The sequence below is a fragment of the Pseudomonas petrae genome (assembly GCF_021728295.1).
GTDB classification, from domain to species: Bacteria; Pseudomonadota; Gammaproteobacteria; order Pseudomonadales; family Pseudomonadaceae; genus Aquipseudomonas; species Aquipseudomonas petrae.
The window spans coordinates 35,035-48,029 of sequence record NZ_JAKJXE010000006.1 but is presented as its reverse complement, the minus strand read 5'-3'; the positions used below and the strand labels follow the sequence as shown (position 1 = coordinate 48,029).

Here is a 12,995-nt window from a genome sequence, read left to right as displayed (position 1 = left end):
GCAAGGAGTCATTGCACATTGCCGCCATTTGATTATTGCGGAGTATGACTCTACCCGCCACCCAAGGTTCTACCGCTTGGGCAAAAGGAAGCTGAGCAGAAACAGCGCCGCCGCCGAGACCACGATAGACGGGCCTGCCGGGGTGTCCTTGAACCAGGACAGCGCCAGACCCGCGCACACCGCAATGACGCCAATAATGCTCGCACCCAAGGCCATTTGCTCCGGCGAACGGGCGTGACGTTGTGCCGCAGCGGCGGGAATGATCAGCAGCGAGGTAATCAACAACACGCCGACGATCTTCATGGCCACCGCGATGACCACTGCGATCAGCAGCATCAACGTCATGCGCAGCGTTGCCACCGGCAGGCCTTCGACCGTTGCCAGCTCTTCATGCACGGTGATCGCCAGCAGCGGTCGCCACAGCGCACAGATCAACACCAGCACTAACGCACTGCCGGCGAGGATCCAGGCCAGATCGTTCGGGCTTATGGCCAGCAGGTCGCCGAACAGATAGCCCATCAGGTCGATGCGCACGTCATGCATGAAGCTCAACACCACCAGCCCGAGGGACAAGGTGCTCGGCGCGAGAATGCCCAGTAACGTGTCGGAGGCCAGCGGTTGGCGCTGCTGCAGGGTCACCAGCAAAACCGCCAGCAGCAGGCAGCCCACCGTCACCGCAATCGTCGGGCTGATGTCCAGCAGAAAGCCCAGGGCCACGCCGAGCAGTGCGGCATGGGACAGCGTGTCGCCAAAATAAGCCATGCGCCGCCAGACCACGAAAGACCCCAGAGGGCCTGCCACTACCGCTAACGCGAGGCCTGCGAGCAAGGCGTAAAGAAGAAAGTCAGCCATGCTTGCAGCTGTCCCCGTGGTCGTGATTGTGGGTGTTGGCATGGACGTGGTCGTGAGCCGGTGCGGGTTGGCAGACTTCGCCATGCAAGTCGTGGGCGTGATCGTGATGATGGTGATAGATCGCCAGGCTCGGCGCGTTCAGGCCGAACAGCTCCACGAAGGCGGGATCGTTACTGACCTGCTCGGGGTGACCGGAGCAACACACGTGGCGATTGAGGCAGACGACCTGATCGGTGGTGCTCATGACCAGATGCAGGTCATGGGAAACCATCAGCACGCCACATTGATGCCGGTTGCGCAGCTGAGTGATCAGCGCGTACAGCTCGGCCTGCCCGGCGACATCAACGCCCTGCACCGGCTCGTCGAGCACCAGCAGCTCCGGCTTGCGCAACAGCGCTCGCGCCAGCAGCACGCGCTGCATCTCGCCACCGGAAATCCCTTGCAGCGGGCTGTCGATGACTTTCTCGGCGCCGACCTCGATCAGTGCCGCCCGCGCGGTGTCCCGATCAACGCCGGGGACCAGACGCAGGAAACGCAGGACCGATAGCGGCAGCGTGGCGTCGATGTGCAGCTTCTGCGGCATGTAGCCGACGCGGAGTTTCGGCTTGCGCCAGATTTCGCCCGAATCAGCCTTGAGCAGCCCGAGAACGGCGCGTACCAATGTGGTCTTGCCCGCGCCGTTCGGGCCGATCAGGGTGACGATTTCGCCTGAACTCACGCTCAGCTGGATATTTTCCAGCACGCTCTGGCCGGCGCGCGCCACGCTGACGTCCTTCAGGCGGATCAGTGCATCACTCATCAGGCGGCCTTGCACCCGGCACATACGCCGACCACTTCGACTGTCTGGGCTTCGACGGCAAAGCCGACCTCATTGGCAGCGTCGACGATGGCCGAGCTGATGGTGGCGTGCTGCAACTCGATGGCGGCGTGGCACTCGCGGCAGATCAGGAATTGACCCTGATGCGCGTGGGTCGGGTGGTTGCAGCCGGCGAAGGCGTTCAGCGACGCGATGCGGTGCACCAGGCCGTTTTCCAGCAGGAAGTCCAGCGCGCGGTACACCGTCGGCGGTGCGGCGCGGCGGCCGTCTTCTTCGCTGAGCACTGCGAGGATGTCGTAGGCGCCCAGCGGCTTGTGGCTCTGCCAGACCAGTTCCAGCACGCGACGCCGCAGGGCCGTCAGCCGCAAGCCTTTGCCCGCGCACAGCGTGTCGGCTTCAGTGAGCGCACTGTGCACGCAGTGGGAGTGATCGTGGGGGCGACTGGCCAGGGGTGTTTTAGACATGAGCGGCGACGGCCTTTGAGAGAGACGTTATTATGTTACCCGTTCCTGCCCCCATGAGTGGTTATCGTGTCCCGACTTTTTTTACTTTTTGTCGTATTTATCAGCGGTTTTTCAACCATCACTGCCGCCGAAGCCAGCGTCCGGGTACTGACCAGCATCAAGCCGCTGCAGCTGATCGCCGCCGCTGTGCAGGACGGAATCGCAGTACCGGAAGTCCTGCTTCCGCCAGGCGCTTCCCCTCATAACTATGCGCTGCGGCCGTCCGACGTACGGCGCGTGCAGGAAGCCGATTTGCTCTACTGGATTGGCCCGGACATGGAGACCTTCCTTCCCCGCGTGCTGTCCGGGCGCAGCAAGGCCTCGGTTCCGGTTGAGTCGCTGCCGGGCATGCACCTGCGCCATTTCACGGCTGGCAGCGAGCACCATGATGATGACGAAGACGAGCATGACCACGACCACCGCCCGGGCAGCGTCGATGCGCATTTGTGGCTGTCGTCGGTCAATGCGCGGCTGATTGCCGCGAAGATGGCCGCTGACTTGAGCCAGGCCGATCCGGCCAATGTGGCGCGTTATGAGAGCAATGTGAAGGCCTTCGACGCACGCCTTGACGCGCTGGACGCTAAAATCAAACAACGGGTCGCAGGTATTTCAGGCAAGCAGTATTTCGTGTTCCACGAAGCGTTCGATTATTTCGAAGAAGCGTACGGGCTGAAGCATGCGGGCGTATTTGCCGTCAGCAGCGAGGTTCAGCCGGGCGCTCAACACGTCGCCGCCATGCGCGCGCGGCTGACGGAATTCGGCAAGACCTGCGTGTTCAGCGAGCCGCCCCTTCGCCCGCGTCTAGCCGACACGCTGAGTGCGGGCTTGCCGGTCAAACTGGCGGAACTGGACGGACTGGGCGGATACACACCCGCCACTGCGCAGGGTTACGAGCAATTGCTGAGCAAACTGGCAGATGATCTGGCGGGGTGTCTGGAGAGTTTATAGCGTCTGGCCCAACGCCTTCGCGGGCAAGCGCGCTCCTACAATTGGAACCCCTATCCCTGTAGCACGGTTGTTTGAGCCATGTCCGCCGCCAACTATCGACCGGCGCATCACCTGTAGGAGCGCGCTTGCCCGCGAACGCTTGGTGAGGTTTACAACGCAAACGGCAACGGAATATGGGTTTCCTGGCGCTGTTCCAGGCGCTTGCGGAATTCGTCCGGGTCGTGAATCAGCACGTCCTGGCCGGCAAAGGTTTCGGCGGCGATGAGACGCGACAGCCAGAAGCGCACGCAACCCACTCGCAGCATCGTCGACCACAGCTCGGCTTCGGCGGCGGTAAACGGCCTCAGCGCAGCGTACGCACCCAGAAACGCACGGGCGCGCGGTGCATCGATGGTGCCGTTCTCAAACGAGCACCAGTCATTCACGGCAATCGCCACGTCGTACAGCATCGGCCCGGAACAGGCGTTGTAGAAATCGATCACGCCCGTCAGGTGGGTGCCTTCGAACAGCGTGTTGTCGCGGAACAGGTCAGCGTGCAGATTGGCTCGCGGCAGCGCCATGATGCTCGCCTTGCGGCGCTGGATTTCCTCGACCGCCTTGGTCAGCAGCGCGCCTTGCGCCTCGTCCAGGTGAGAGATGAAATTAGCGCCCTCCTCCAGCATCCAGTCCAGGCCACGGTCGGTTTTGCGTTCGATGGTCTGGCTGCGTGTGGCCATGTGCATGTGCGCCATGAACTCGCCGATCTGCACGCAGTGCTGGTTGTTGGGTTGAGCCGGGTGCTTGCCGGACAGGCGCGGTTGCAGCAGCGCCGGTTTGCCTTTCAGCTCGCGCAGGGCCTGACCGTCGGTGGTGCGCAACGCGTAGGGCACGGGCAGGTTGGCGTCATGGAGAACATCCAGCAGCTCGATGAAGAACGGCATTTCCTGAACCGGACCGCGCTCGACCAGGGTCAGCACAAACTCGCCCTGCTCCAGGCTGATGAAGAAATTGGTGTTTTCACTTCCAGCGGCAATGCCCTGAAAATCACGCAGGGCGCCAAGCCCGTACGGGGCGAGAAAAGCTTCCAGCTCGGGCCGAGCCAGGGGAGTAAAAACGGACATAGAAGACTGCCAACGAGAGTGAATGTAGGGCGTTACCAGCTGAATAGTACCCATTGGGGTATCAGCATGTCCGGTTGATCCGAACGTATGAATTGACCGCTTGTGCCGTCGGCGCGCACCAGATAGTAGGGCTTGCCGTGTTTGGGCGTGATCTTCACCGCGTACACGAATCCGTTCGCACGATACTCCTTGATGAAGCCATCACTGTCCTGACGAATCGTCACATCAGGCTCTGCCGAGGGCGCTTCATCGTCCGCCGCGACCGCCAGCCACGGACAGGCAAGCAACCCGCCGAGCAGTAACAGGCGATTCAGCGCGCGCATGATAACCTTGTGCCTTTGTCGTCAACGGTCCGCGCATTCTAGCGCCGACCCCGCCGAAAAGGTTGATCTTGCACATGAGTCTTGCGCCCCTCGTCCTGGTGGACGGTTCTTCTTATCTTTACCGCGCGTTCCATGCGCTGCCGCCGCTCATGACCTCCAAAGGCCTGCCCACCGGTGCGGTCAAGGGCGTGCTGAATATGCTCAAAAGCCTGCGCAGGCAATATCCCGAAAGCCCGTTTGCCGTGGTTTTCGATGCCAAGGGCGGAACGTTCCGCGACGCGCTGTACGGCGAATACAAAGCCAACCGCCCAAGCATGCCGGACGACATGCGCGTGCAGATCGACTTCCTGCACAACTGCGTGCGAGGCCTGGGCTACCCGCTGTTGTGCGTTGAAGGCGTGGAGGCCGACGACGTAATCGGCACCCTGGCGCGCAGCAGCGCTGCCGCCGATCGTCCGGTGGTCATCTCCACCGGTGACAAGGACATGGCGCAGCTGGTCGACGGCCACATCACGCTGGTCAACACCATGACTGGCAGCGTGCTGGACGTCGCCGGCGTGAAAGAGAAGTTCGGTGTCGGCCCGGAACACATTATCGATTACCTGGCGCTGATGGGCGACAAAGTCGACAACATCCCCGGCGTTCCCGGCGTCGGTGAGAAAACCGCAGCAGGCCTGCTGGTGGGCATCAACGGTGGCCTGAAAGAGCTTTACGCGAACCTCGACAAAGTGGCAGCGCTTCCGCTTCGGGGCGCTAAATCCCTGCCGGCCAAGCTCGAAGAACACAAGGAAATGGCCTTCCTGTCCTACGAGCTGGCGACCATCAAGATCGACGTGCCGCTAGACATCGAGCTCGACGCCCTGCACTGCGGCGAGCCTGATCGTGAGGCGCTGATGGCGCTGTACACCGAACTGGAATTCAAGAGCTGGATTACCGACCTGCAGCGTGATGCCCGCCAGGAAGGCGCGGAAGTCGTCCCCGCTGCCGAGCCGGCGCCGATCGTCGAGGCCAAGTACGAACTCATTCTTGAGCAGACCCAATTCGATGATTGGTTGAAGAAGCTGAAGAACGCTCAGTTGTTCGCCTTCGTGGTGCAGAGCAACGGCACCGACGCCCAGCGCGCGCAGATCGTTGGCCTGTCGTTCGCGATCAAGACCCACGAAGCCTGTTACATCCCGCTCACCCATTCTTATATGGGTGTGCAGCAGCAACTCGATCGCGACGCGGTGCTGAAAGCAGTCAAGCCCATGCTGGAGGATGCGAGCAAAATCAAGGTCGGCCAGCACGCCAAGTTTGCGATCAACCTGCTGGCCAACTGCGCCATTGACGGCGACCAGAGCCAAGGCATCAACGTTCAGGGCGTCAAGTTCGACACAATGCTCGAATCCTACGTGCTCGACTCCACCGCGACGCGTCACGACCGTGACAGCCTTGTCGCCAAGTACCTGGATCACACGCCGGTGAATTTCCAGGACATCGCGGGCAAGGGCGCAAAACAGCTGAGTTTCGACCAGATCGCGCTGGAACAGGCCGGAACGTATGCGGCTGAAGAGGTCGACCTGACGCTGCGCCTGCACGAAGTGCTGCAGGATAAACTGGCCAAAACGCCGAGTCTGGCGCCTGTGCTGAACGACATCGAAATGCCACTTATGCCCGTGTTGGCGCGCATCGAGCGTCAAGGCGCGCTGGTCGATGCCAATCTGCTGGGCAATCAGAGTGTCGAGCTGGGCAACAAAATGACCGAGCTTGAGCGCGAAGCGTTTGCCATCGCCGGTGAAGAATTCAATCTCGGCTCGCCCAAGCAGCTCGGGGTGATTCTCTACGAAAAGCTCGGCATGCCGATCATCAGCAAGACCGCCACCGGCCAGCCTTCCACGGCTGAGGCGGTGCTCGCGGAACTGGCCGAGCAGGAATATCCGCTGCCGAAGGTGCTGATGCAATACCGCTCGATGAGCAAACTGAAGAGCACGTATACCGATCGCCTGCCGGAGCAGATCAACCCGCGCACCGGGCGGATTCACACCTCCTACCATCAGGCGGTGGCAGTGACCGGGCGTCTGTCTTCCAGCGACCCGAACCTGCAGAACATCCCCATCCGGACCGCCGAGGGTCGTCGCATCCGTCAGGCGTTTGTCGCCCCCCAAGGCTACAAGCTGCTGGCGGCGGACTACTCGCAGATCGAACTGCGGATCATGGCGCATCTGGCCAAGGACGAAGGCTTGCTGCACGCCTTCCGCAACGACCTGGACGTGCATCGGGCGACGGCGGGCGAGGTGTTTGGTGTCGAACTGCCGGACGTGACCAACGACATGCGCCGCAGCGCCAAAGCGATCAACTTCGGTCTGATCTACGGCATGAGCGCGTTCGGGCTGGCCAAGCAGATTGGGGTCGATCGCAAGCAATCCCAGGCGTATGTGGACCGCTATTTCGCGCGTTATCCGGGCGTGCTGGATTACATGGAACGCACCCGTGCCCAAGCGGCGGAACAAGGGTACGTCGAAACCATCTTCGGTCGTCGCCTGTACCTGCCGGACATCAACGCGAAGAATCAGGCGTTGCGCAAAGGTGCCGAGCGCATGGCGATCAACGCACCGATGCAAGGGACGGCGGCTGACATCATCAAGCGGGCGATGGTGGCGGTGAATGGCTGGCTGGAAGCGTCAGGTCTGGATGCTCGCGTCATCCTGCAGGTTCACGATGAGCTGGTGCTGGAAGTGCGTGAGGATCTGGTCGAGCAGATCAGCAAGGACATCCGCGTGCACATGAGCGGCGCGGCCGAGCTGGATGTTCCGCTGTTGGTCGAAGTGGGTGTGGGGAACAACTGGGACGAGGCGCATTAATACGGCCTTGTCGTTCCGATTCTGCGCGGAATCGGAACCGCGCCATCCATTAAATTTCTGCCGGTTTTGAACTTCGGCGGACAAACCCCGGTCTGATTTTGCGAATGGCTGACGTAGCCGTTCATGCTCCTATGTTGTGTTAAGTGTTGGCAGATATCCGGACCCCTCCCGAGAGGTCTGGACTTGGACCCCGAACTTCCCCTCCCCACATGAAGTCCGGGGTTTTTTTTGCCTGCGATTCAGGCCGCCGGTGCCTTGTCTTCCAGTTCCATCCAGTCGGCCAGGACGGTGTAAGCCTCTTCCAGGCCCATGCGCTTGGGTGCCGAGAACAGCTGGATAGTGATTGCGTCACCCCAACCACGATGAATGTCCGACTGAACCTTGAGCAGCGTGTTTTTCGCCGCGCCGAAGGTCAGCTTGTCGGCTTTGGTCAGCAGGATGTGCATCGGCATGCCGCTGGCGATGGCCCAGTCGAGCATCAGCAGGTCGAAGTCAGTCATCGGGTGGCGGATGTCCATCATCAGGATCAACCCCTTCAGACTTTCACGGCCGCCCAGATAGGCTTCGAGGTGACGCTGCCAGTGCAGCTTGAGCGGAATCGGCACCTTCGCGTAACCGTAGCCTGGCAAGTCGACCAGCCGCCGGTCGTCATCCAGGCTGAAGAAGTTCAGCAGCTGGGTACGGCCCGGGGTTTTCGAGGTACGCGCAAGGCTGGCGTGGGTCAGGGTGTTCAGCGCGCTGGATTTGCCGGCGTTGGAGCGGCCGGCGAACGCGACTTCAAAGCCTTCGTCATCCGGGCATTGGTCGACTTTGGCAGCGCTGAGCATGAACTTGGCTTGTTGGCACAGGCCGAGAATAGGGTTCTTGAGTTGCATGGGATATCCGGTGAGGGCGTTGCGGCGTGCGCGGCAACGGGGTGTCGTTTTCCGTTCAATGGGCGCGAGTATATAATGCCGCAGATTTCATGTGTGCCTTGTCCGACCCCGGCAAGGGTATTGCCGAAGCGAAACCCGCATGGCGCGTAGCCTCAGCCTTACAAAAACAGGCCGCTTCCCCTCAAGACAGTCAGTCCTGAAGACGGCACTTTCAGCCGCATCGGATTAGCCCATGAACCTATTTCTGCCGAGTCTGCTGTTGACCGTGAGCCTGAATGCCTTCGTGCAGGCCGCCGAGTCGCCAGTGGGCGATCCGGTCGCCGGACAAGCAAAAACGGCTGTCTGCGGCGCCTGTCATGGACCCGACGGCAACAGCATGGTGCCCAGCTTCCCGAAACTCGCCGGTCAGGGCGAGCGCTATCTGCTCAAGCAAATGCACGACATCAAAGACGGCAAACGTGTCGTGCTGGAAATGACCGGTCTGCTCAACCCGCTCACCGATCAGGACCTGGCGGACATCGCCGCTTACTACGCCGGCCAGAAAGGCAGTGCCGGCGCTGCCGATCCCGATCTTGTCGCCCAAGGCGAGGCGCTATTTCGCGGCGGCAAGCTCGATCAGGGCATGCCGGCCTGCATTGGCTGCCATTCTCCCAGTGGCGCAGGCCTTGCTGCGGCAGGCTTTCCGCACCTGAGCGGGCAGCACGCCGAATACACCAAGAAACAGCTCACGGCGTTTCGCGAAGGTGACCGCACCAATGACGGCGACACGCTGGTCATGCGCACCATCGCCGCTAAGCTGAGCAATAAGGATATCGAGGCGCTGGCGGCGTACATTCAAGGGCTGCATTAAGCGTCAGAACAGCGATCCTGGCGGACACGGTTGGTAAAACAAAATGCCGGCGGACCTGCCCGGACGGGCCAAAAAGGGTAGCGAACGGCTGCCCTTTTTTGTGGCCGCAGGCGTTACACTTGCGACCTCATATCACCTCGGCCGGTCGCACTGCGGCCACCGAAGTGACCTTCCATGCCCAGGAGTTAAGCATGCGTAATCTGATTCTCAGCGCCGCTCTGATTTTTACCAGCCTGTTCGGTCTGACCGCTCAAGCAGCAGAGCCCATCGAAGCCGGCAAGCAATACGTCGAGCTGAAAAGCGCTGTTCCTGTTTCTGAGCCGGGCAAGATCGAAGTCGTCGAAATGTTCTGGTACGGCTGTCCGCACTGCTACGCCTTCGAGCCGATCATCAATCCATGGGTTGAAAAACTTCCCGCCGACGTCCACTTCATCCGCGTCCCCGCCATGTTTGGCGGCCCTTGGGACGCTCACGGCCAGCTATTCATTACCCTGGACACCATGGGCGTGGAGAAGAAAGTCCACGCCGCCGTCTTCGACGCGATTCAAAAAGGCGGCAAGCGTCTGACCGACCCGAACGACATGGCCGAGTTCGTCGCCACTCAGGGCGTCGACAAGACCAAGTTCCTCGAAACCTTCAACTCGTTCGCCGTGAAGGGCAAGATCGCCCAATACAAGGAACTGGCCAAGAAGTACGAAATCACTGGCGTGCCGACCATGATCGTCAACGGCAAGTACCGCTTTGATCTCGGCACTGCCGGTGGTCCCGAGCAAGCGCTGCAAGTGGCCGATCAGCTGATCGCCAAAGAGCGCGCGACGCTGACCGCCAAGTAAGGGCTGACCATGGCGCGCTGGGGAACTACTGAACGGGTCGTTGCCCGGCACACGCCGAAGGTCAACGAGCATCATCTTCACGAGACAGGCCTGCCGGCCGACGGTCGGCTTCGCTTGCTCAGTTTCAACATCCAGGTGGGCAACAGCACCGAACGCTACCGGCACTACCTGACCCGGGGTTGGCAGCATCTGCTGCCCCATAACGGTCGAGCCGGGAACCTGCAGAAGATCGGCGATCTGCTCCGCGACTACGATCTGGTCGCGTTGCAGGAAGCCGATGGCGGCAGCATGCGCTCGGGCTACATCAACCAGGTCGAACACCTTGCCCAGCTCGGTTCGTTTCCATACTGGCACCAGCAACTCAATCGAAACCTCGGACGCCTCGCCCAGCACAGCAATGGCGTGCTCAGCCGTTTGCGTCCGTGGGACATCGAAGACCATCCGCTGCCAGGCCCGGCCGGGCGTGGCGCCATTCTCGTTCGCTTCGGCGAAGGTCCGGATGCGCTGGTTGTGGTGGTCATGCACCTTGCACTGGGCGCGCGGACCCGCACCCGGCAGCTCGCGTACATTCGTGAGCTGATTGGCGGCTATCGCCATCAAGTGCTGATGGGCGACATGAACACCCACGCCAATGACCTGCTGCAAACGTCGCCGCTGCGCGATCTCGGCCTGCTTGCGCCACAGATCGAAGCGACTTTTCCCAGCTGGCGCCCGCAGCGATGCCTGGACCACATCCTGCTGAGCCCGACCCTGACCCTTGAAAAAGTGCAGGTGCTGGCGCAGCCCATTTCCGATCATCTGCCCGTCGCGGTGGAGATTCGCTTGCCGGCCTCATTAATCGGTGACTCGCTGCCGATAACAAGCACATCTCCTCGCGGACCTGTGGAATGACCGACGAAGCGCAGCGCTGGAAAGAAAAGTACCTCAAGAGCATCGAGCAGCAAGACAAACTGGAGCGGCGCTGGAACGCGCGGCTCGACTTGCTGCGTCGAGGCCTCGTGCGCAGCAGCCTGGCGGCAGAAGGTGCAGACAAGGCAGTTGATGCGTGCATGAAGGAAATGCGCGAGATCGTTCGCAAGGACGATATGGACGCAGGCCTGGCCGCCTTGATTCCGCGCCTGGAAAAAGCGGTGCTGGACTCCGAACAACGTCGCGAGCAGCGCGTCGAGCAAATGGGCACGGCGTTGACGTCGTTGGTGGCGCAGTTGCAGGCGTTGCCGTTGCCCAAAGACGTCAGCAAGCCGCTCAAGCGATTCGCCAAGAGTCTGGAAGATCGCATCACCCAAGCCCGTGAGCTGCCGCTGCTGCTAAGTGAGTTGAGCGGACTTCAAGGGCAGGCGCTGTCGCAGATCGAACACCCGGATGAAGGGTCGCGTCCGGGTTTTCTGCAGCGATTGTTCGGTGGCAATCGTGAGGCTGTCAGTGAGGGGGAGCAGCCGGCCGAGTTTCCGCATTCGGCCCCCGACCCAGTTGGATTCAAGCCGCAAGCGTCTGACGATGGGCCGCAGCCATCGGTCGCGGTGTCGGAAGCTGCCTCAGAAAACACTGAACTTGAGGCTGAGCTGCGCAGCGCTATCCTCACGGTTCCTCAGCCAGTCGCCAAAGAGCCCGAGCGCTCCATCCCGGAGCCCCACCCGGAAGTTGCAGTCGAGCCGGTCACCCCCGAGCCCGAGCCGGCTGCCAAGACTGACGAAGAGCCCGAAGCATCGCTCCACACCGCTGACCTCCCACCGCCCTCCGCCGGTGAGGCTCCACACGAAGAAGCAGCCGAGCCTGTGCCTGAAGAGTGCTCCCCGGAGCCTCAAGAGACTGTTGAAGCCGGCGTTATTGCCGACGATATCGAAATCGATGCTGAAGACGAAGCGCCTGACGAGACCGCCACCGAAGACGACAGCCCCTACGCACTGCCCTCCTCGCCCGAGCCAAGTTACAGCTCCGTCGCCGCCCACATCGAAGAAACGTTGCTGGGCCTGCTCGATGAACTGACGCTGCCCGAACACCATCGTCCGCAAGCCGAAGCCATGCGCGCCCGGCTTGAACATGGGCTGAACTGGTACGAACTGCTGCCCATCCTCGACGATCTCGCCGTGCTGATGCTCGCCATCACCGACAGCGGCCAGCATGAATTCGAGGCCTATCTCAAGCAGCTCAATGAGCGCCTTGAGTCGTTTCAGAGCGGTTTGTTGGCTGCCAGCGAAGACCATGCCGATCAGCAGTCGGCGTCGCGGCAACTTGACCATCAATTGCGCGAGCACGTCGATGACCTGCAAACCAGCGTGCAGCAGGCGGCCGACCTCGACAGCCTGAAGCACTTGCTGGAGAGCCGTCTCGAAGGGCTGATTGGCACCATGGATCATCATCAGAAGCAACGCGATGAGCGCGAACAGGAAGTCGCCACCCGACTGCAAGCACTCTCCAGTCGCGTGGCCACGATGGAGCAGGAAGCACTGGGTTTCCGGGTTCACCTGGAAGAGCAACGGCAGAAGGCGCTGATCGATACGCTGACAGGCCTGCCAAACCGCGCGGCGTGGAACGAACGGCTGGAGCATGAGATCAACCAGTTGCAGAGGAAGCGTTCAAGCCTGCTGCTCGGCATTCTCGACCTGGATCACTTCAAACGCATCAATGACGGCTACGGCCATCTGGCAGGCGACAAGGTCTTGAAGATCATCGCCGGTCAGTTGAGAAAGCGGTTGCGGGCTTCGGACTTCATTGCGCGTTTTGGCGGGGAAGAGTTCGTGATCCTGCTGCCAACCACGCCGATGGATGAAGGGCTGGGGCTGTTGGAGCGTCTGCGCGAAGGCATCGAACAGTGCCCGTTTCACTTCAAGGGCGAGCGGGTGACCGTCACGGTGTCCATGGGCATCACGCTGTTCGCTCCGGGTGAGCGCAGCGATGCTGTGCTCAAGCGTGCGGACCAGGCGCTTTACCGCGCCAAGCGCGAGGGGCGAAACCGGATAGAGCAGGGCTGAACGGTTCGTCTGGCTGGCTGCGTGGGCACGATGCATTTTTGGATGCGCTGCCGACGTTACGTTACACTGTTGCATTATTTGC

Annotated in this window: 12 protein-coding genes; 6 read left to right on the top strand and 6 right to left on the bottom strand. The window is 61.3% G+C overall.

The window, feature by feature from the left end; all coding sequences use genetic code 11:
* Window positions 1–69: 69 nt before the first annotated feature.
* From znuB to L4G42_RS11730, 3 genes are read right to left on the bottom strand one after another with little or no spacing between them, the layout of a single operon-like run.
* Entirely contained in the window at window positions 70–852 is a 783-nt protein-coding gene (gene znuB, locus L4G42_RS11740; RefSeq protein WP_237250263.1) for a zinc ABC transporter permease subunit ZnuB, read from the bottom strand.
* A complete protein-coding gene (gene znuC, locus L4G42_RS11735) occupies window positions 845–1,651 on the bottom strand; it encodes a zinc ABC transporter ATP-binding protein ZnuC (protein WP_237250264.1) in 807 nt (268 codons plus the stop codon). The genes znuB and znuC overlap by 8 nt, the downstream gene beginning before the upstream one ends.
* The gene (locus tag L4G42_RS11730; RefSeq protein ID WP_237250265.1) at window positions 1,651–2,133 is read right to left on the bottom strand and encodes a Fur family transcriptional regulator; all 483 of its coding nucleotides are present in this window, start codon (window positions 2,131–2,133) and stop codon (window positions 1,651–1,653) included. The genes znuC and L4G42_RS11730 overlap by 1 nt, the downstream gene beginning before the upstream one ends.
* Before the next feature lie 57 nt (window positions 2,134–2,190).
* Here L4G42_RS11730 and znuA point away from each other — a divergent pair, with 57 nt between their 5' ends.
* Window positions 2,191–3,120, top strand: a complete 930-nt coding sequence (gene znuA, locus L4G42_RS11725; RefSeq protein ID WP_237250266.1) for a zinc ABC transporter substrate-binding protein ZnuA — start codon at window positions 2,191–2,193, stop codon at window positions 3,118–3,120.
* A gap of 149 nt (window positions 3,121–3,269) precedes the next feature.
* Here znuA and L4G42_RS11720 read toward each other — a convergent pair whose 3' ends face one another.
* Window positions 3,270–4,220, bottom strand: a complete 951-nt coding sequence (locus L4G42_RS11720; protein WP_237250267.1) for a homoserine kinase — start codon at window positions 4,218–4,220, stop codon at window positions 3,270–3,272.
* Window positions 4,221–4,252: 32 nt separating this feature from the next.
* Complete coding sequence (locus L4G42_RS11715) at window positions 4,253–4,543, bottom strand: DUF2782 domain-containing protein (RefSeq protein WP_133774125.1); 291 nt, start codon at window positions 4,541–4,543, stop codon at window positions 4,253–4,255.
* Between the two features lie 74 nt (window positions 4,544–4,617).
* On the opposite strand from L4G42_RS11715, the gene polA reads away from it, so the two are divergent.
* Window positions 4,618–7,383 carry a DNA polymerase I gene (gene polA / locus L4G42_RS11710; protein ID WP_237250268.1) on the top strand — a complete coding sequence of 922 codons (2,766 nt, stop codon included), beginning with the start codon at window positions 4,618–4,620 and terminating at the stop codon, window positions 7,381–7,383.
* 239 nt (window positions 7,384–7,622) lie between these two features.
* On the opposite strand, the gene yihA is transcribed toward polA, so the two are convergent.
* Complete coding sequence (gene yihA / locus L4G42_RS11705) at window positions 7,623–8,258, bottom strand: ribosome biogenesis GTP-binding protein YihA/YsxC (protein WP_237250269.1); 636 nt, start codon at window positions 8,256–8,258, stop codon at window positions 7,623–7,625.
* Between the two features lie 232 nt (window positions 8,259–8,490).
* Between yihA and L4G42_RS11700 the strand changes: the two genes are divergently transcribed.
* The 4 genes from L4G42_RS11700 (at window position 8,491) to L4G42_RS11685 (ending at window position 12,913) form a co-directional block, all read left to right on the top strand.
* Window positions 8,491–9,108, top strand: a complete 618-nt coding sequence (locus tag L4G42_RS11700; RefSeq protein ID WP_237250270.1) for a c-type cytochrome — start codon at window positions 8,491–8,493, stop codon at window positions 9,106–9,108.
* Window positions 9,109–9,299: 191 nt separating this feature from the next.
* Window positions 9,300–9,941, top strand: coding sequence for a thiol:disulfide interchange protein DsbA/DsbL (locus tag L4G42_RS11695; protein ID WP_237250271.1), 642 nt, complete (start codon window positions 9,300–9,302; stop codon window positions 9,939–9,941).
* A gap of 9 nt (window positions 9,942–9,950) precedes the next feature.
* Window positions 9,951–10,832, top strand: coding sequence for an endonuclease/exonuclease/phosphatase family protein (locus L4G42_RS11690; protein ID WP_237250272.1), 882 nt, complete (start codon window positions 9,951–9,953; stop codon window positions 10,830–10,832).
* Entirely contained in the window at window positions 10,829–12,913 is a 2,085-nt protein-coding gene (locus L4G42_RS11685) for a GGDEF domain-containing protein (protein WP_237259256.1), read from the top strand. The genes L4G42_RS11690 and L4G42_RS11685 overlap by 4 nt, the downstream gene beginning before the upstream one ends.
* Window positions 12,914–12,995 lie beyond the last annotated feature (82 nt).

Bases quoted from the DNA above. Each gene is read 5' to 3' on its own strand.
- znuB (WP_237250263.1), bottom strand. From the start codon at position 852: ATGGCTGACTTTCTTCTTTACGCCTTGCTCGCAGGCCTCGCGTTAGCG.
- znuC (WP_237250264.1), bottom strand. From the start codon at position 1,651: ATGAGTGATGCACTGATCCGCCTGAAGGACGTCAGCGTGGCGCGCGCC.
- L4G42_RS11730 (WP_237250265.1), bottom strand. From the start codon at position 2,133: ATGTCTAAAACACCCCTGGCCAGTCGCCCCCACGATCACTCCCACTGC.
- L4G42_RS11720 (WP_237250267.1), bottom strand. From the start codon at position 4,220: ATGTCCGTTTTTACTCCCCTGGCTCGGCCCGAGCTGGAAGCTTTTCTC.
- L4G42_RS11715 (WP_133774125.1), bottom strand. From the start codon at position 4,543: ATGCGCGCGCTGAATCGCCTGTTACTGCTCGGCGGGTTGCTTGCCTGT.
- polA (WP_237250268.1), top strand. From the start codon at position 4,618: ATGAGTCTTGCGCCCCTCGTCCTGGTGGACGGTTCTTCTTATCTTTAC.
- yihA (WP_237250269.1), bottom strand. From the start codon at position 8,258: ATGCAACTCAAGAACCCTATTCTCGGCCTGTGCCAACAAGCCAAGTTC.
- L4G42_RS11700 (WP_237250270.1), top strand. From the start codon at position 8,491: ATGAACCTATTTCTGCCGAGTCTGCTGTTGACCGTGAGCCTGAATGCC.
- L4G42_RS11695 (WP_237250271.1), top strand. From the start codon at position 9,300: ATGCGTAATCTGATTCTCAGCGCCGCTCTGATTTTTACCAGCCTGTTC.
- L4G42_RS11690 (WP_237250272.1), top strand. From the start codon at position 9,951: ATGGCGCGCTGGGGAACTACTGAACGGGTCGTTGCCCGGCACACGCCG.
- L4G42_RS11685 (WP_237259256.1), top strand. From the start codon at position 10,829: ATGACCGACGAAGCGCAGCGCTGGAAAGAAAAGTACCTCAAGAGCATC.